Here is a 16,631-nt window from a genome sequence, read left to right on the forward strand (position 1 = left end):
TCCCGCCGAAGACATGACGGCGATTTTCATCATGCAGCGGGCGCACGCGGGCGACCAGAGGCTGCCGATGTGGAACGAATTCTGGACCGCTGTCTACCAGGCGATCGACGACTGACGGCCGCCCCGCCGGAGCGGCGGCGGGTGCGTGTGCCGGTCTTGTGTCTCCGCGGCAGTGGAACGAGCCATGTGCGCGGTCCGCCGCAGGGTGCGAGCATCGTCGGGCGACCTGGAAGGTGGAATGACGTGAGTGAGATCGCGGTTCGGCCGAACGAGACGACGGTGCCGTTGATGCCGTGCGCGTCGGTGGAGGAGACACTGGCCTTCTATGATGCGCTGGGGTTCGAGGCGACCTACAAGCAGAGCAAGCCCTATGTCTACCTGGCGCTGCGATGGAGCGGATTCCAACTGCACTTCGGCCCGGCGCCCAAGGGGCTCGATCCGGCCAAGGAGGAGTCCGGAGCCTGCCTGGTCATGGTCGACGACGTGGCGCCGTACCACGCGGCGTTCGTCGCGGCGATGCGCCGGGTCCACGGCAAGGTGCTGAGCTCCGGCGTGCCGCGGATCACCCGCTACCGTCCAGGCGCGTCCCGGTTCACGCTGGTCGATCCGTCCGGCAACTCGATCATCTTCATCCAGCGTGGCGAGCCGGCCGAAGTGGAGTACGGCGGCTCGAAGAAGCTGACCGGCCTGGCCAGAGCGGTGGACAACGCGCGCATTCTGCGCGAGTTCAAGTACGACGACCAGCACGCTTTCCGCGCGCTCAAGTCCGCCGTGCGCAGACATGGCGCGGACGCCCCGGTGGTCGAGCGGGCCATCGCGCTGTGCCACCTCATCGATCTCGCCTTGGTCCTCGGCGAGCCCACCGATCCATGGGGCGCCGATCTGCGTGGGCTGGAGCTCACCTCGGGCGACAGACAGCGCATCGAGTCAGAGCTCGGGTATCTGACCGGACTTCAGGAGTGGCTTTCCTGATGCGATGACCGGAAAGGTCCGCCAGGTGCCCGCCGTAGGGCGGCGCCGGCATTCGCCGTCCACCGTCCCGCCGACGCGGCGCCGATGGAAGAACCCCCGGGGGAGGTAGCACACCCGGTGAAGGCAAGGCGAAGGCAAGCGGTCACGGCACTGGATGCTCCGCGTGGCGGCCGGCGAAGAGCCGGCCGAAGCTACCGGCAAGGGCGGCCGGCAAGGGCGGCGGCCAGAGCGGCCGGCAAGGGGGGCGGCAAAAGCAAAGGCAGGGAGATCGCACTCCCCGCCACTTCCAACTTATAGCGCACAGGGGGGCTTGCGGCAAGACCCGGGTCTTGCCGCAGAATCGACGGCCGGACACAGCGTCGACGAGAAAAATGGGGGGACGACGTGGGTGTGTCGTCGATGATCGAGCAGTACGTGATGGATCTTCAGGAGGTCGGCGGGACTCAGGTGGCGGTCGTGGGCGGCAAGGCCGCGCACCTGGGCGGGCTGTCTCAGATCGAAGGCATCCAGGTGCCGGCCGGGTTCTGCGTGACGACGGCCGCCTTCCGGCGGATCATGGCGGAGGCGTCGTCGATCGACGACCGGCTCGATCGGCTGTCGCGCCTGAACCCGGACGACCGGGAGGCGATCCGGACGCTCAGCGCGGAGGTCCGCCGGACCATCGAGGAGACCGCCATCCCGGGCGAGCTGGCGGCGGCGTTCACCCGCGCGCTCGCCGGGCCCGGCGAGCAGGCCGCCTACGCCGTGCGATCCAGCGCGACGGCGGAGGACATGCCGACGGCCTCCTTCGCGGGCCAGCAGGACACCTACCTGAACGTCGTGGGGCCGGCGGCGGTCCTCCAGCACGTCAGCCGGTGCTGGGCGTCGCTGTTCACCGAGCGGGCCGTGACCTACCGCCTGCGGAACGGCTTCGACCACCGGAAGGTCCACATGGCCGTGGTCGTACAGCGGATGGTCTTCCCGGACGCGTCCGGCATCCTGTTCACGGCCGACCCCGTCACGGGCAACCGGAAGATCACCACGGTGGACGCCGGTTTCGGTCTCGGCGAGGCCCTGGTCTCCGGCCTGGTGAACCCGGACGTCTACAAGGTGCGCGGCGACGAGATCGTCGCCCGGACGATCGCCGCCAAGCAGCGTGCCGTCCACGCCCTGCCGGGCGGCGGGACGCGGGAAGTGGCGATCGACCCGCAGCGGCAGGAGCAGCCGGCGCTGACGGAGGCGCAGGTCGTACGGCTGGCGCGGCTCGGACGGCGGATCGAGGCGCACTTCGGCCGCCCGCAGGACATCGAGTGGTGCCTGGTCGGCGACGACTTCCAGATCGTGCAGAGCCGGCCGATCACCACGCTGTTCCCCATCCCCGCGGCCGGCGACCGGGAGAACCACGTCTACCTCTCCGTCGGCCATCAGCAGATGATGACCGACGCCATGAAGCCGCTGGGGCTCTCCATGTGGCAGCTGACGGCCATCGCGTCGACGCACGAGGCCGGCGGGAGGCTGTTCGTCGATGCCACCCCGCATCTGGCGTCGCCCGCGAGCCGTGCCGGCTTCCTGGAGATGGTGGGGAGGTCAGATCCGCTGACCAGGGACGCGCTGGAGACCGTCCTCGACCGCCGGGAGTTCGTCCCGGCGCTCCCGGACCGCGGTGCCGCCAGGCCGCCGTTCGGCGGCGCGTCCGCCCCGGCCGAGACCGATCCGGCCGTCGTCACCGAGCTGATCGAGCGCAGCAGGGCCTCCATCGCCGCCCTGCGCCGCGACATCCGGGCGAAGACCGGGCCGGCGCTGTTCGAGTTCCTGCTGGAGGCATTCAAGGAGCACAAGCGCGTCCTCAGTGATCCGCTGAACATGCGGGCGATCATGGCGGGCATGGAGGCCACCTGGTGGCTCAACGACCGGCTGCGCGAGTGGCTGGGTGAGAAGAACGCGGCCGACACCCTCACGCTGTCAGCGCCCGGCAACGTCACGTCGGAGATGGGCCTGGCGCTGCTGGACGTCGCGGACGTGGTCCGCGCGCGTCCGGAGGTGGTGGCGTTCCTGCAGGGCGTGAAGGACGACGGTTTCCTGGACGAGCTGCCGAAGGTCGCGGGCGGGGCCGAAGCGCGCGACGCCATCGAGGCCTACCTCGACCGGTACGGCATGCGCTGCGTCGGCGAGATCGACATCACGAGGCCGCGTTGGCGCGAACGCCCCGCCACGCTCGTGCCCATGATCCTCGACAACGTCAGGAACTTCGAGCCGGGCGCCGCCGCACGGCGCTTCGAGCAGGGACGGCAGGAGGCGGAGAAGAAGGCGCGGGAGGTGCTCGAACGTCTGCGGGCGCTGCCGGACGGGGAGGAGAGGGCCGACGAGACCGAGCGGATGATCGACCGAGTCCGGATCTTCATCGGCTATCGGGAGTACCCGAAGTACGACATCATCACCCGCTATTTCGTCTACAAGCAGGCCTTGCTGGAAGAGGCCGAGCGCCTCGTTCGGGCCGGCGTGCTCGCCGACAGGGACGACGTCTTCTATCTCACGTTCCAGGAGTTCCATGACGCCGCGCGCTCGAACCAGGTGGACGACCAGCTGATCCAGCGGCGCAAGGACGCGTTCCGGTCCTACCGCGCGCTCACGCCGCCCCGGGTGCTGACGTCGGACGGCGAGGTCATCGCCGGGGCGTACCGGCGCGATGACGTGCCGGCCGGCGCCCTGGTCGGCCTGCCGGTCTCGGCCGGGACCGTCGAAGGGCGCGCCCGCGTCATCCTGGACATGGCCAAGGCCGATCTCGAACCGGGTGACATCCTCGTCACGGCCCACACGGACCCGAGTTGGACGCCACTCTTCGTCGGCATCGCGGGCCTGGTGACGGAGGTCGGCGGGTTGATGACACACGGCGCGGTGATCGCACGGGAGTACGGCCTGCCGGCCGTCGTCAGTGTGGTGGACGCCACCCGGCTGATCGCCGATGGGCAGCGGATCCGCGTGCACGGAAGCGACGGGTACGTCGAGATTCTCCCCTGACAGATCATTCACCGCTCAGGCAGGAAGATCCGGGTGACGAGGGCGGCGCCCATCGTCACCCCGATGTGCCGCGCGCGGCCGCTCTGCCGCACCGTTCCGAACGGAGAGCCGGGTGCTTCACCCGGCGCCCCCCGGCACGTCCGCCGGGTGGTGGGGGAAGCCGATGCGCAGTACGGCTGCGGCCGTGGCGGCCGTGAGGACGACGACGGCGGCCAGGAGCAGCGCCTGCCGGTAGCCGTGGTGGAGCAGCGGGGTGACGACCAGGGGACCGAGGATCTGACCGGCGGAGTACCCGGCGGTCAGCAGTGCGACGGAGCGCGGGAACCGCAGGTGGGCGCCCGCCGCGAGGGCGAGCGTGCTGACGCCGATGAACGTCGCGCCGAACAGGGCCGCGGAGACCAGGGCGGCCGTCACGCCCTGCGTCAAGGCGGGCAGGGCGATGCCGACCGCCTGGGTGAAGAGCGCGGCGAGCAGCAGGTCGGGGCGTGACCAGCGCCGCCCGAGCCAGGCCCACAGCGCAGAGGACGGCACGGCCGCCAGGCCGACCAGCACCCAGGCGCCGCTGCCCACCCATCCGGGCGAGTTCTGCTCGATCGCCGCGACCAGGAAGGTGCCGGCGACGATGTACCCGATGCCTTCCAGGGTGTAGGAGGCGAACAGCGCGGTGAACCAGCGGTGAGTTCGCGGCCTCGGCCCGCCGTCCGCCGCCTCCGCGGACCTGGTGGATCTGGCGGGCGCGGTCGGCGGGGCTTCGGGGCGGAGGTTCCACGCGGCGACGGTGAGGATTTCGGCGAGTACGGCGGAGGCGAACCAGGCCGTCCGCCAGTCGGCCACCGAGCGCAGCACCAGGACGAGCAGGCCGGACAGCGCGATGCCGGCGCCGACTCCGCCGAACGCCCAGCCGGGCAGATGCGCGGGGTGCTCGCGCAGGTGGCTGAGGAGAGAGTTCGCCGTGATGACGAAGATCAGGGCGCTGGCCACCCCGGCGAGCAACCGCAGCGTGATCCACACGGCCGTGCTCTGGGTGACGGGCATGATCGCCAGGCTGGCGGTCAGGACCACCAGGCTGGTACGCAGGAGCCTGGGCGAGCGGACCAGCGCGGGGGACAGGATGCCGGCGAGCGCGCCGAACAGGTATCCGACGTAGTTGGCCGTGGCCAGGTTGGCGCCGGTCGCCGCGGACATCCCGGCCTGAGCGTGCATCAAGGGGAGGATCGGGGTGTAGACGAACCGGCCGACCCCCATGCCCGCGGCGAGCGCGGCGGCGGCCTGAATGACATGGCCCCAAGGTGAGTGGAGCGCGCCGTCTCCTCGGGACGAGTCGTCTCCTCGGGGCGAGCCCGCGGGCAGGGGCCGTACGGTCATGCGGAAGTCCTCCGAGGTCAGGCCGAGCGCGAGGTCAGGCGGAGCGGGTTTCCGGGTGGACGGCACCGCGGCCGTGGTCATCCGCGAGGCGCGGAGGGATCGTGCCGAGCGCCTTCCCGGCGTGGTCAGGCCCGGACGGGGCATTCGTGCCGGCGGGCGGCAGGCTCGACCGTCCCGCGTGAGACGTCGAAGGGCTTGGCCGGTTCGTGAGCGCCGGCCGGATCAACGGCTTTGTGAGCGTCGGCCGGGTGAGCCGTTCTGTGAGCGTCGGCCGGATGAGCGGCTTTGTGAGTGTCGGCCGGTTGAGCCGTTGTCAGCGCCGGTTGGATGAGCCGGTTCGTGGGCGTCCGCCGGACAGGGCGTTTCGTGACGGTCGTCCGGACGGAGCGTCTCGTGAGCGTCCACCGGTCGGCTGCTGGGATCCCTGTGAGCGTCCGCGGTCGGGCTCTCACGTCCTTCATTGTGTGCTTTCACCGAGGTCAGCGCCACGACCGGTTCCCTCCCTGCTGGTAGGCGCAGCCTCCCACCGACGTAGCATGACAAGCGTGGAACTGCGCCAGCTGCGGTACTTCGTCGCGGTTGCCGAGGAACTGAACTTCGGCCGCGCCGCCGAGCGCCTTCTGATCGCGGGCCCTTCCCTGTCCCAGCAGATCAAGGCACTGGAACGCGGCCTGGGCGTGCGCCTGTTCGACCGGGACCGCCGCTCGGTGTCGCTCACCCCGGCCGGTTCCGCCCTGCTCCCGCACACCCGGGCCCTGCTGGAGAGCGCCGATGACCTGCAGCGGCGTGCCCGTCGGCTGTCCGGGGCCGAATCGGTCCGTCTCGGCTACGTCAACTGGCTGCCGCCGGACCTGACCGCGCGCACCGCCGCGGTGGCCCGTGTCCACGTCGACGCCTGGGTCGAGCCCTCGCACACCCAGGCCGCGCGGGTCGCCGAGGGTGGCCTGGACCTCGCGGTGTGCTGGCTGCGCGCCGACGATTTGGAGCGGCACGGCCTTCGGGGCCGGCTGATCGGCGCCGAGCGTCTCCACGCCGTCGCCGCCGGCGGTGACACCGGCGCCGTTCCGGCCCGGGACACCGTCGTCCTCATCGACAACGACGTCACCTCCTGGTCTTCTTGGAACGCCTACGCCGAGGAACTGGCCGGCCAGACCGGGGTCCGCGCGGTCCACATCTCCGACGGCGGCATCACCGGCCCGGCGTTCTTCGACCACGTGCGCCGCAGTGGCCGCCCGGTCGTCAACTCGCCCAAGGGCCAGAACACCGCGCTGCCGCGCGACCTCGTCCGGCGTCCCATCGTCGCGCCGGAGATCTACTGGACCTGGTCCCTGGTGTGGCGCCGGGCTGAGGTCCGCCCTGCTGTCCTGGCCGTCGTCGAGGCCCTCCGCGAGGACCGCGACTTCGGGATCCACGGCCCGGACGCCTGGCTGCCCCAGGACGACCTGCACCGGCGCCGGCCGGAAGTCTGATCGTCGGCGGAGTGCCGCGCCGCGCGTCGGGTGTCCTCCGCCGGCCTCGGCCCGGAGTGCCCACCTGCCAACGGGGATGATGCCGGTCCCGTCGTAGGCCCTGTCGACTTGGCTCCTCCCGCGTTGGCCGCCTAAGGTCGCCTGCATATAGTCGACCGGTCTACTTCATTCACGGGATTCGATCAACAGGAGAACGCTGATGAACACCGAAACGGATAGAGAAGCGATCCTGCGGGACGTCCTCGACCGGTGGAAGGCCGCCGTCGACGGTCACGAACCGGAGCAGGTCGCGGCCCAGTTCACCGAGGACGCGATCTTCCAGGGGCTGCGCCCCTACAGCGTCGGCAGGCCGGGCGTAGCCGCCTACTACGACTCCCAGCCGCTCGGGCTGACGGCGGCGTACCGCATCCTGGAGACCAGAGCGCTCGCCGACGACCTGGTGCTCGGCTACCTGGCCGTCGACTTCTCGTTCACCGACCGCCCCACCCTGAACGCCTACCTCACCGTGCTGGTGAAGCAGACCAGGGAAGGCTGGCAGATCACCCACTACCAGGTCTCCCGCCTCGACTAGTGCGCCGTCGATGGATGTTCACCGGGTGGAGCGTCGTACGGCGGCGCCGGCATCGCCGTACCCCGACTCGCCGACGCGGCGCCGTCCAACAGCCAGTACATACCGGGTGGGGGACGGCGCTCGGTGGAGGTATGGGGTCATCGCACACTGGTCATCGTGCTGAGCGTCCGATACCGGATGTTCGCGGCAAGACGGGGAGGGTTCATGGGGAGTGGCTGACAGTTGGTGTGGAGGATCGCTGACTGTCGCTGAAAGTTGCAGATGTGACCTGGTGGTTCGTGGGCTTGCCTTGTTGTTGGCTCGACATGCGGCAGGCCGGGCGTCTACCGTCTGCACACCGTGTCGCGCGGTACGGCGGACCGACAGGCCCGCTGCCCTCACCTCCCGGCCGTCAGGGAGTCATCATGCATCGGCGACTTTTCTGCACATTCCTTGCGGCGCTCGCCGCGTTGGCCGGGCTCGTGGTGACCGCGCCCGCGCTGTCCGCGGCGACCCCCGTGGGGGTCATGCGGACCGCCCTCCACAGCGGCGGCGCTCAGGCCGCCGACACCGTCCCGCCGACGGTTCCGGCCGGGCTGAAGGCCACGGTCAGCTGCTATCCCCTTACGGTGACGCTGAGCTGGACCGCGTCCACCGACAACGTCGGGGTCACCGGCTACGACGTGTACGGCGCCCCCTACGGCGGTTCGTTCGAGTCGGTCAGCACGACCACGACGACCTCGTTCACCCAGCCCCTCAGCCGTCTGTACCAGTTCGAGGTGCGGGCACGCGACGCCGCCGGCAACACCTCCGCCTTCACCGCGCCGGTCAGCGTCGTGCCGCCGCCGTGCCCGACCAGGCCACCGCAGGACACGCAGCCGCCCACCACGCCGGGCACGCCGACCGCGAGCGTCGATTGCGGCTCGGTGACGCTGAACTGGACCGCGTCGACGGACAACGTGGGTGTCACCGGGTACGAGATCTGGCGTGCGCCCGGCTCCACCGGCGGCACGTTCCTCGGCGTGGGCATCACGACGGCCACGTCGTTCACACTGTCGGGTGCAGGGGTCTTCCGCTTCCAGGTCCGTGCGCGTGACGCGGCCGGAAACACCTCCGCCTTCACCTCCCCCATCATCGTCGTCACCCCGGCCTGCCCGTCACAGACGCCGGGCGCCGACGAGTGCACGGCGGTGTACAGCCAGGTCGGCGGCTGGTCCGGCGGTTTCCAGGGCAAGGTGACCGTGACCAACACCGGCAGCACCGCGTCCACCGGGTGGACGGTGACGCTCACCTTCCCCGGCACCCAGCGGATCATGAACATCTGGAGTGCGCGGACGACCAGCACCGCCAGCCCGTACACGATCACGAACGAGGGCTACAACGGAGCGCTTAGCCCCGGCGCGTCCACCACCTTCGGCTTCCTGTCGACCACGAGCGGCACCGACAACTCGCCCACGGCCACCTGCGCCCGGACGTAGTCGAGCCGACCCCGTTCTGCGCCGGCTCGGCGGCCTCAGGGGAGCACGAGGTGGGCGAAGACGGCACGATGATCGGTCATGGGCACCAGGTGGGTGCTGTACCCGCGGATCGCGACGCGCGGGTCGGCCAGCACGTGGTCCAGCGTCACGCCGGGGATCGGCTTCCACCCTTTGGCGGGCCAGGTCGGTGACAGCCCTTGCCCGGTGACGTCGCCGACGTCCCGGTACCCGGTGCCGAGCAGGCGTCTCAGCGCCCCGTGGTCCAGCGTGGCGTTGAAGTCGCCGGCCAGGACGCGCACCGTTCCCCGGGGTTCGGCGGCGGGAAGCGCGCTCAGGCCCTGTGACCAGCACCGCACCTTGTAGTCGAAGCGGGGCGCGCACGGATGCACCGACGCCACGTACACCTCCGGACCGCCGGGGACGCGCACGACGGCCTCGGCCTGGCGGAAGTTCCCGTACTCGATGACGGACCCGGCACGCAGCGGGAACCGCGCGTAGATGCCCGACCCCCATGGCCCCTGCGCGGGCTTTCCCATCCGATGGGGGAGGAGGTCGTCGAGACCCGCCTTCTTCAGGCTCTCTATCGCGCCCGGCGTGAGCTCCTGAATCGCCAGCACGTCCGGCTTGAGCCGTCGCACGAGGGCGACGATCTCCTCCGGCGAGGCCGCGCCCACGGCCAGGTTGGCGGACATGATCCGGAACTCACGCCCGGAAGCCGCCGGACCGCCTTCGGCCAGCGCCCTCGGCAGCACGCACGCGCCGAGCACCACCGTCACCAGCGTGCCCGCCGCCACGACCGGCCATCGGCGCAGCAGCAGCGCGACCAGCGGCACGGCGACCGACGCGGCGGCGACGAACGGCGTGAACGCCACGAGCTGGATCCAGTACAGGCCGAGGTCCCATCCCGTGAGGCGGAGCACGGCCCACACCGCGAACGGCACGAGAAGCAGCCACGCCAGGACGGTCACCCAGCGCCACCGCCGCCGCGCGGCCTCCGGCTCGTCGGTCACCGGCCCGACCGCCGCAAGGTCGGCACCGACGCACGGGAGGCGGGCGCCACCACCCGTACGGTGTCGCCTTCGCGCAGCCTCGCAGGGAAGATCGTGTCCATTTTGGGAGGTTAGCGGGCGGACCCGGGACCCGGGGCCCGATCGTCTCTCCCCAGAGTCTCCGGGTCCGCGGTTCCCCGCGTCACTACCGTGGGCACCGGGGCGGACGTCGGGGAGAATCCCGACGTACCTGGAGGCGGATGATGTGCGACGTGGCGCCGGACAGGCGGACCTGCTGGACGTGGACCGGGTCCAGCCCGTGCGCGATCGCGGCGGTGAGGTCGGCGGGGTCGGGGATGAGCACCACCGCGATCCCGTCCGGGGCGAGGACGCGCCGGAGTTCGGCCCACCACCGCGACGGCCCCTGACGGAGCAGGCCGTTCGCCGGCACCTGCGCGCCCCAGGGCGGGTTGCAGGTGACGCGGTCGACGCCGGCGTCGGCCACCGGCAGCTCGCCGGCATCGCCCCGCCGCACGGTGATGACGTCGCCCACACGCACGGTGGTCGTGTCACCCACGCGCGCGCTGGTGGCGTCGCCTACGCGCATGGTGGTCGTGTCGCCTGCGCGCACGGCGGCCCTCGGGGTCGTGGTGGTGGCGGCGTCCGGGGGGATGGCGAGGACGGCGCGGGACGCGTTCGCGCGGGCTGCCCGCAGCGCGTCCGGGTCCATGTCGAATCCCTCGAACCGTGCCTCCGGCCGCAGCAGGCCGGCCTCGATGAGGAGCGTGCCGGCCCCGCAGCAGGGGTCGAGCACCCGGTGGCCCGCCCGGATGTCGGCCAGCCGGGCCATGGCCGCGGCCACCGGGGGATGCAGCGTGCCGGGAATGGTGCTCAGCTTGTAGTCACGCCGGTGCAGGGGCCGGTCGGCGATCCGCAGCATCAGCGTCGCCCACTCGCCGTCCAGCGTGAGCCGCCATGCGCTGTGGCCGGGCGGCGGCGGTACGCCCTCGCGCCGCGAGTGGTACGCCACGCCGAGCCGCCGCGCCAGCGCCCGGCCGACGGCGTCCTCCGCGTCGTACCGGTTGAAGTTGCGCCTGCCCAGGAAGGACGCCGAGACCTCCACGCCGGTGAGCGCGGCCGGGCCGCCGTAGTCCTGGCGCCGCCGTAGGAGCGTGCCTACGTCGGCGAGGCACGCGAGCCGGGCGAGCGCGTCGAGCCCGGTCCTGGCGGAGCCGACGTCCGGCAGCCGCGCCGCGGACAGGAACACGTCGTCGGCCGTCCGCGGCATGAGCGGTCGGATGCCGGGTCGCTCTGGGCGGAAGTGCACCTCTCGGTGCCTGAGGTGAGTGATCGTTCCGAGTCCGAGCCCGAGGACCTCGTCGGCCACGATGGGCTCCAGTCCCCGGACGCACCGCGCCACCAGGCGCGCCGCCGTCATGAGGCGGCGCGAGCGCTGGGACGCGGTGAGATGAGAATGCCTGCGCGAACGCGCATGATGGTCGTTCTTCTCCCACGTCAAGGCCCGGGACGGCGCCACGCCGCCCCGCCTCGTCGACGACGGGGGATCCTCGCCTCGCCGACGGACCTTTACCGTCGGTAGAAGAACTTCATGGTCGTGATGCTAACAGCCGCGCCGAGCCTCGCCGCGCGGACCTTCGGGCTCGGCGTCCGCGAGCACGGTCACGCTGGGAGACCCCGCGCCGCGTCTTCCCCGGCCTCTGCGGGACCCGCGGGGGCGAGGCGCGCCAGAACGGGCGGCAGGTCGTCCTCGTGCACGACCGTGAGCCGCCGGGTCGCCCGGGTGATCGCCACGTACAGGTCCTGGCCGCCCTTCGGGGACTGCGCCAGGATCTCCGCGGGCTCCACGATCACCACCGAGTCGAACTCCAGGCCCTTGGCCTGGGTGACGGTGAGGACCACGGCGGGGGAGTCCAGCGCGTCGGCCGTCAGCGCGCACGCCGCCTCGGGAAGCATCGCGGCGATCTCGTCGTGCAGGGCGTCGGGGGTGAGGACGGCCGTCCGCCCCTCGCCGATCTCGGCCAGCTCCGACCGCACCAGCGCGGCGAGGTCGCGGGGGAGGTCCGCGCGCGCGACGCGCAGGGCGCGCGGCGGCCCCTCACCGTCGCGGACGGAGATCGGCGGCTCCTGGTCGGGGGCCACGGTCGCGAGCACGTCCGCGGCCACCTCCATGATCTCGGCCGGCGTGCGGTAGTTGACCAGCAGCCGCGCCTCCCGCCAGCGTCCTTTCACGTACGGGTCGAGCATCTCTCCCCACGTCCGGGCGCCCGCCGCCGAGCCGGTCTGGGCGATGTCGCCCACGATCGTCAGGGATCGGGCAGGGATGCGGCGCATGACCGTGCGCCAGGCCATCGCCGACAACTCCTGGGCCTCGTCCACGATGACGTGGCCGTACGCCCAGCGCCGGTCGCGTTCGGCGCGTTGCGCGGTGGTGAGCGCCTCGCCGCCGCCGTCGTGGCGGTCGGCGAGGGCGGCGGCGTCCATGATCTCCAACTCGGCGACCCCGCTGACCTGCAGCACCTCGCGCGCGTACAGTTCGGCCTCCGCGCGCTCCCGCGCGGTGGCCCGCTCGGCCGCCCTGGCCTCCGCGTCGTCCTCGCCGAGCAACTCGGCCGCCTCGTCCAGCAGCGGGACGTCCTCGACCGTCCACGGGGAGCCCGCCGGCCGGGCCAGCGCGTCTCGCTCGTCGGGCCGCAGGACCGAGCCCGCCGACCGCAGCGCGCCGTCGTCGGCGAACAGGTCGGACAGCAGCCTCTGCGGGGTGAGGTAGGGCCAGAGCGCGTCCAGCGCCTCGCGCACGACGGGCGTCCGCCACAGCGCGAGGCGCGAGTAGCGCAGGTCCTCCTCGTCGAGCGGCCGGTCGAGTTGCCGCGCCTCGTCCAGGGCGAGCGCGGTCAGGGCCGAGTCGACGAACAGCTTGCGGGCCACGTTGTGCGGGTTGCGCACCGCCCGTGCGCGGTCGCGGGCGCGCTCGCAGGTGGCGTGGTCGACCCGCAGTTCCATGCGTTCGACGACGACCTCCACGCCGCCTCGCACCGAGGTCTTGGTGGGCACCGGCACCATGAGGTCGCCCTCGGGGACGCGCTGGCGGTCGCGCACGGCGGCCCTGAGCACCTCGACCATCCGCGCGTCGCCTTTGACGAGCGCCGTCCCCGGCCGGTCGGACGCGGTGGCGCGCACCCCGGGGTACAGCTCTCCGATGGTGGTCAGCACGACGTCGGTCTCGCCGAGGGAGGGGAGGACCTGCCCGATGTAGCGCAGGAACATGGCGTTCGGCCCCACGACCAGCACTCCACGGCGTTCGAGCGTCTCGCGGTGCGCGTACAGCAGGTAGGCCGCGCGGTGCAGGGCGGCCACGGTCTTGCCCGTCCCGGGGCCGCCCTGGACGACGAGCGCGCCCGGCAGGCCGGAGCGGATCACCTGGTCCTGCTCGGCCTGGATGGTGGCGACGACGTCGCCCATGCGCCCGGTGCGCCCGCGCCGGAGCGACGCCATGAGGGCGGCCTCGCCGACCAGGGTGCGGCGGTCGGGGTCGCTCATGCGGGCGAGGTCGAACACCTCGTCGTCCAGGCCGACGACCGTGCGGCCCCGGGTGTGCAGGTGGCGGCGGCGTATGAGGGGCCCGGGGTGGCTCGGCGTCGCGGTGTAGAAGGGACGGGCCGCCGGGGCGCGCCAGTCGATCAGCACCAGGTCGTCGCCGGCGTCCCGCAGCCCCACCCGGCCGATGTAGAGGGTGTCGCCGTCGACGTCGTCGACGCGGCCGAAGCACAGGCCGCGCTCCACTGCTGACAGCTGGGACAGGCGGCGCGCGTGTTCGTGGGCCGACACGTCGCGTTCGAGCCGGGCCTGGTGAGTGCCGCCGGGCGCGCCGCTCCCATGATCCGCGCGCAGTGCCCGGTCGGCGCGTTCCCGTACGGCGTCGAGGCGCTCGTACAGCATGGAGACATAGGCCTGCTCGGCTCGCAGTGCTTCGGCGCGGGCGGTTGCGCGGGCGGTTGAGGATGCACGACGCTCCATCGGCGTGGTATACTCCTTACGGGAAGGGTGTGCGCGCCTGTGTTCAGGCATGCCAAGTGATCGAGCATAACAGCTCTCGCTCGCCCTCGCATTCCGTCAGGTCACGCTCGCGTGCTCGCGTTCACCCTTACCGCTTGACCGCGCCCGGTGCCGCCCGCGGGCGACCCGTTTCAGGCCGCCCGCATCGTCGCCACCGCGTCCGCCGTGGTCGGGTAGGTGGCGAAGTGGTGGTCGAGGTTGGTGATGGTCAGCAGTCTTGAGATCATCATGCCGGGGGTCACCGCCAGCGCCAGCCTCCCGCCCATCTCGCGCACCCTGTTGTAGGTGTTGACCAGCAGGCCGAGGCCCAGAGAGTCGCAGAAGCTGGTGCGGGTGAGATCGAGCACCAGGCAGGGCGGGCGCGACTCCTCGATGGCGTGATCGAGTTCCGCGCGCAGTCGCGGGACGGCGCCCATGTCGAGTTCGCCGTCGATCTCCACGACCACGCACGGGCCGTCCTGTCTTTCGCAGATGTGCAATGCCGTCTGGCGTGCCGGGTAGGCCATTTCCCTCACCTCCACTCCCGGCCCGCTACCCCGACAAACAGGCAATAAGCGCGCATCGCCGAATCAGCTGGTCGGCCGGCTCATGTCAACGCGGTGATTGCGCCGCGTGGCGAGCGTCAACGGTTACATAATGAATCGCAATGAAGACGGAAAGTAATCGGCATGTCGACGTCAGCATCGTGGTGCCCGTCCACAACTGCCGCCCCTACCTCGACCGGTGCCTCGCCTCGCTCCTCACGCAGGCGGTGAGCAAAGAGATCGTCGTCGTCGACGACGGCTCGACCGATGGCAGCCGCGACCTGCTGGCGCACTACGCCGAGAGGTTCCCCGAGATACGGGTGTGGCACCAGCAGGCGTCCGGCGGCGCCGCCCGGCCGCGCAACCGCGCCATCGCCCATTCCACGGGCCGCTATGTCTTCTTCTGCGACGCCGACGACCATCTCGGCCCTGAGGCGCTCCAGCGCATGCTCGCCATGGCCGAGCGCAACGGCTCCGACATCGTGCTCGGCAAGATGGTCGGCCACGGCCGCAAGGTGCCGACGTCCATGTTCCGGGAGAATCGCGACCTCGCGCCGCTCGGCGAGACCACCGTCTACAACGCCCTCACCTGCTTCAAGCTCTTCCGCCGCGAGCTGCTGACCCGCCACCAGATCCGCTTCGACGAGTCGTTGCGCGTCGGGGAGGACATCGTCTTCTCGGTGCACGCCTACTGCCACGCGCGGACGATCTCCGTGGTCGCCGACCACGACTGCTACCACCTGGTCGCCCGGCCGGACGGCAGCAGCATCATGCAGGAGCCGGGCAGCCGCGATCCGCTCGCCTGGCTGCGCATGATCCGCACGCCGATCGAGCTGATGATGCGCCACGTCCCCGAGGGCCCGCTGCGCGACCATCTCATGCGGCGGCATTTCCGCTTCGACATCCTCGGCCAGCTCGGCGCGCCGTTCCTGGCCGCGGACGCCGCGGCGCGCGCCGCCATCGCCGGCGAGGTGACCGACATGTGCGCGGCGTGGCTGACCGACGGGGTGCTCGAACGGCTGCGCCCGATCGACCGGCTCCGGGCCGCCTCGCTCGGCGACGCCGGCCGCCTCGTCCGGCTCGCCAGGGTGGAGACCGCCGTGCTGCGCCGCCGCCTGACCGGGCTCGAATGGACCGGCGACCGCCTGGAGATCTCCGGCCGGGCCTCGCTGTCGGACTCCTGGAACGGGGTCACGGTCGGCCTGCTCCTGCGCGAACGCGCCACCGGCGCCGAACGCCGGGTGCCGGTGACCTCGGTGGCCGACGTCTTCGCCGGCGGCGTCGAGGTGTCGCGGCTGCCGCCCGGGGTGTGGGACATGTACGTCGTGCTGGCCTGCGAAGGGGTGCGCCGGGTGGCGAGGTTCGGCGCCGACCGCGACGCGGGCGTCGTGTGTCCCGCCGCGAGGCTGGCCGGCGCGGTCGCGGTGCCCTACTTCACCCGCCCGCACGGCAACCTCACCATCGACATCGGCGGCCACGTGGCCGCGGTCCCCGGCTCGGCGCGGCTGACCCGCACCGCGTGGGGCGGCAAGGGCACGTTCACCATCGAGGGGGCGGTGACGGTCGGGGGCGACTGCCCGGCCGCCCGGTGCGCGCGCCAGGTGGTCTGGCGCGAACGCTCCTCCGGCAGCGAGCGGCGCGTCCCGGTCGCGGCCGTCGGCGGTGCGGGGTTCACGGCCACGGCGACGCTCGACGCTCCGGGCATCTGGGAGGCCGAACTGGAGGTCGACCTCGGCGGGCCGCCGCTGCGCTACCCCGTCCAGGTCGGCGGGGCGGAGGCCACGGGTCTCGGATCGGGGGTGGTGTGGTGGCGCGGGCGCAGACGCTGGACGGCCACCGTGCGAGCGTCCAAGATCCGGCGCAAGCTCGTCGTCACCGTCCTCGCCCGGGGCCCGCGGGCCGTCGTCCGCCGGACGATCCGCACCATCCGCTGACCCCCGCCGACCCCCGCGCGGCCGGTTACGGCCGTCACATTCACCGGCTACGGTCACGCAGGCCCGCGCGCCGCACGGGAATGCCGATCTTCTCCGGGCGGCGCACCCGGTAAGGGACGTGAGCTGGGCTGGCCACGAACATGTACCCCTAGAGCCAGAGTCGGGGTGGCGGGAACCCCTACCAGCGCCGGGGCACGCCCCCAGCATTTCGGTCGTTCTTGCCACTTCCTTGCAGCTACAAGCGGATGGCTTAGAGTTGGGCGCGAATCGACTTTCCCC

General features: G+C 71.8%; 11 protein-coding genes. 6 read left to right on the forward strand and 5 right to left on the reverse strand.

Annotated elements, in window-relative coordinates; translation table 11 throughout:
- Window positions 1–243 precede the first annotated feature (243 nt).
- Both ACZ6QO_RS32180 and rph read left to right on the forward strand, forming a co-directional pair.
- Window positions 244–972 carry a VOC family protein gene (locus ACZ6QO_RS32180; protein WP_465856263.1) on the forward strand — a complete coding sequence of 243 codons (729 nt, stop codon included), beginning with the start codon at window positions 244–246 and terminating at the stop codon, window positions 970–972.
- A gap of 399 nt (window positions 973–1,371) precedes the next feature.
- Complete coding sequence (gene rph / locus ACZ6QO_RS32185) at window positions 1,372–3,969, forward strand: rifamycin-inactivating phosphotransferase (RefSeq protein WP_465856264.1); 2,598 nt, start codon at window positions 1,372–1,374, stop codon at window positions 3,967–3,969.
- Between the two features lie 117 nt (window positions 3,970–4,086).
- Here the strand turns inward: rph and ACZ6QO_RS32190 are convergent, their stop codons facing one another.
- The gene (locus ACZ6QO_RS32190; protein ID WP_465856266.1) at window positions 4,087–5,334 is read right to left on the reverse strand and encodes a YbfB/YjiJ family MFS transporter; all 1,248 of its coding nucleotides are present in this window, start codon (window positions 5,332–5,334) and stop codon (window positions 4,087–4,089) included.
- A 545-nt stretch (window positions 5,335–5,879) separates the two neighbouring features.
- Here ACZ6QO_RS32190 and ACZ6QO_RS32195 point away from each other — a divergent pair.
- From ACZ6QO_RS32195 to ACZ6QO_RS32205, 3 genes are all read left to right on the forward strand, one after another.
- On the forward strand, window positions 5,880–6,803 hold the full coding sequence (locus ACZ6QO_RS32195) for a LysR family transcriptional regulator (RefSeq protein WP_465856268.1): 924 nt from the start codon (window positions 5,880–5,882) through the stop codon (window positions 6,801–6,803).
- A 199-nt stretch (window positions 6,804–7,002) separates the two neighbouring features.
- Complete coding sequence (locus tag ACZ6QO_RS32200; RefSeq protein WP_465856270.1) at window positions 7,003–7,374, forward strand: YybH family protein; 372 nt, start codon at window positions 7,003–7,005, stop codon at window positions 7,372–7,374.
- A 404-nt stretch (window positions 7,375–7,778) separates the two neighbouring features.
- Complete coding sequence (locus ACZ6QO_RS32205) at window positions 7,779–8,831, forward strand: cellulose binding domain-containing protein (RefSeq protein WP_465856272.1); 1,053 nt, start codon at window positions 7,779–7,781, stop codon at window positions 8,829–8,831.
- Window positions 8,832–8,866: 35 nt separating this feature from the next.
- On the opposite strand, the gene ACZ6QO_RS32210 is transcribed toward ACZ6QO_RS32205, so the two are convergent.
- From ACZ6QO_RS32210 to ACZ6QO_RS32225, 4 genes are all read right to left on the reverse strand, one after another.
- Entirely contained in the window at window positions 8,867–9,841 is a 975-nt protein-coding gene (locus tag ACZ6QO_RS32210) for an endonuclease/exonuclease/phosphatase family protein (protein WP_465856274.1), read from the reverse strand.
- A 184-nt stretch (window positions 9,842–10,025) separates the two neighbouring features.
- Window positions 10,026–11,207 carry a TRM11 family SAM-dependent methyltransferase gene (locus tag ACZ6QO_RS32215; RefSeq protein WP_465856276.1) on the reverse strand — a complete coding sequence of 394 codons (1,182 nt, stop codon included), beginning with the start codon at window positions 11,205–11,207 and terminating at the stop codon, window positions 10,026–10,028.
- Between the two features lie 293 nt (window positions 11,208–11,500).
- Entirely contained in the window at window positions 11,501–13,855 is a 2,355-nt protein-coding gene (locus tag ACZ6QO_RS32220; protein WP_465856278.1) for a HelD family protein, read from the reverse strand.
- 170 nt (window positions 13,856–14,025) lie between these two features.
- Entirely contained in the window at window positions 14,026–14,400 is a 375-nt protein-coding gene (locus tag ACZ6QO_RS32225) for an STAS domain-containing protein (RefSeq protein WP_465856279.1), read from the reverse strand.
- Between the two features lie 140 nt (window positions 14,401–14,540).
- Here ACZ6QO_RS32225 and ACZ6QO_RS32230 point away from each other — a divergent pair, with 140 nt between their 5' ends.
- Window positions 14,541–16,352 (forward strand): glycosyltransferase family 2 protein, encoded by a 1,812-nt coding sequence (locus ACZ6QO_RS32230; protein WP_465856281.1) that lies wholly within the window; start codon window positions 14,541–14,543, stop codon window positions 16,350–16,352.
- Window positions 16,353–16,631 lie beyond the last annotated feature (279 nt).

This window comes from Sphaerisporangium sp. NPDC049457, from assembly GCF_055586705.1.

What these genes read in the sequence shown, in the direction of transcription:
- rph (WP_465856264.1), top strand. Translation starts at nt 1,372, where the DNA reads ATGATCGAGCAGTACGTGATGGATCTTCAGGAGGTCGGCGGGACTCAG.
- ACZ6QO_RS32190 (WP_465856266.1), bottom strand. Translation starts at nt 5,334, where the DNA reads ATGACCGTACGGCCCCTGCCCGCGGGCTCGCCCCGAGGAGACGACTCG.
- ACZ6QO_RS32200 (WP_465856270.1), top strand. Translation starts at nt 7,003, where the DNA reads ATGAACACCGAAACGGATAGAGAAGCGATCCTGCGGGACGTCCTCGAC.
- ACZ6QO_RS32205 (WP_465856272.1), top strand. Translation starts at nt 7,779, where the DNA reads ATGCATCGGCGACTTTTCTGCACATTCCTTGCGGCGCTCGCCGCGTTG.
- ACZ6QO_RS32220 (WP_465856278.1), bottom strand. Translation starts at nt 13,855, where the DNA reads ATGGAGCGTCGTGCATCCTCAACCGCCCGCGCAACCGCCCGCGCCGAA.
- ACZ6QO_RS32225 (WP_465856279.1), bottom strand. Translation starts at nt 14,400, where the DNA reads ATGGCCTACCCGGCACGCCAGACGGCATTGCACATCTGCGAAAGACAG.
- ACZ6QO_RS32230 (WP_465856281.1), top strand. Translation starts at nt 14,541, where the DNA reads ATGAAGACGGAAAGTAATCGGCATGTCGACGTCAGCATCGTGGTGCCC.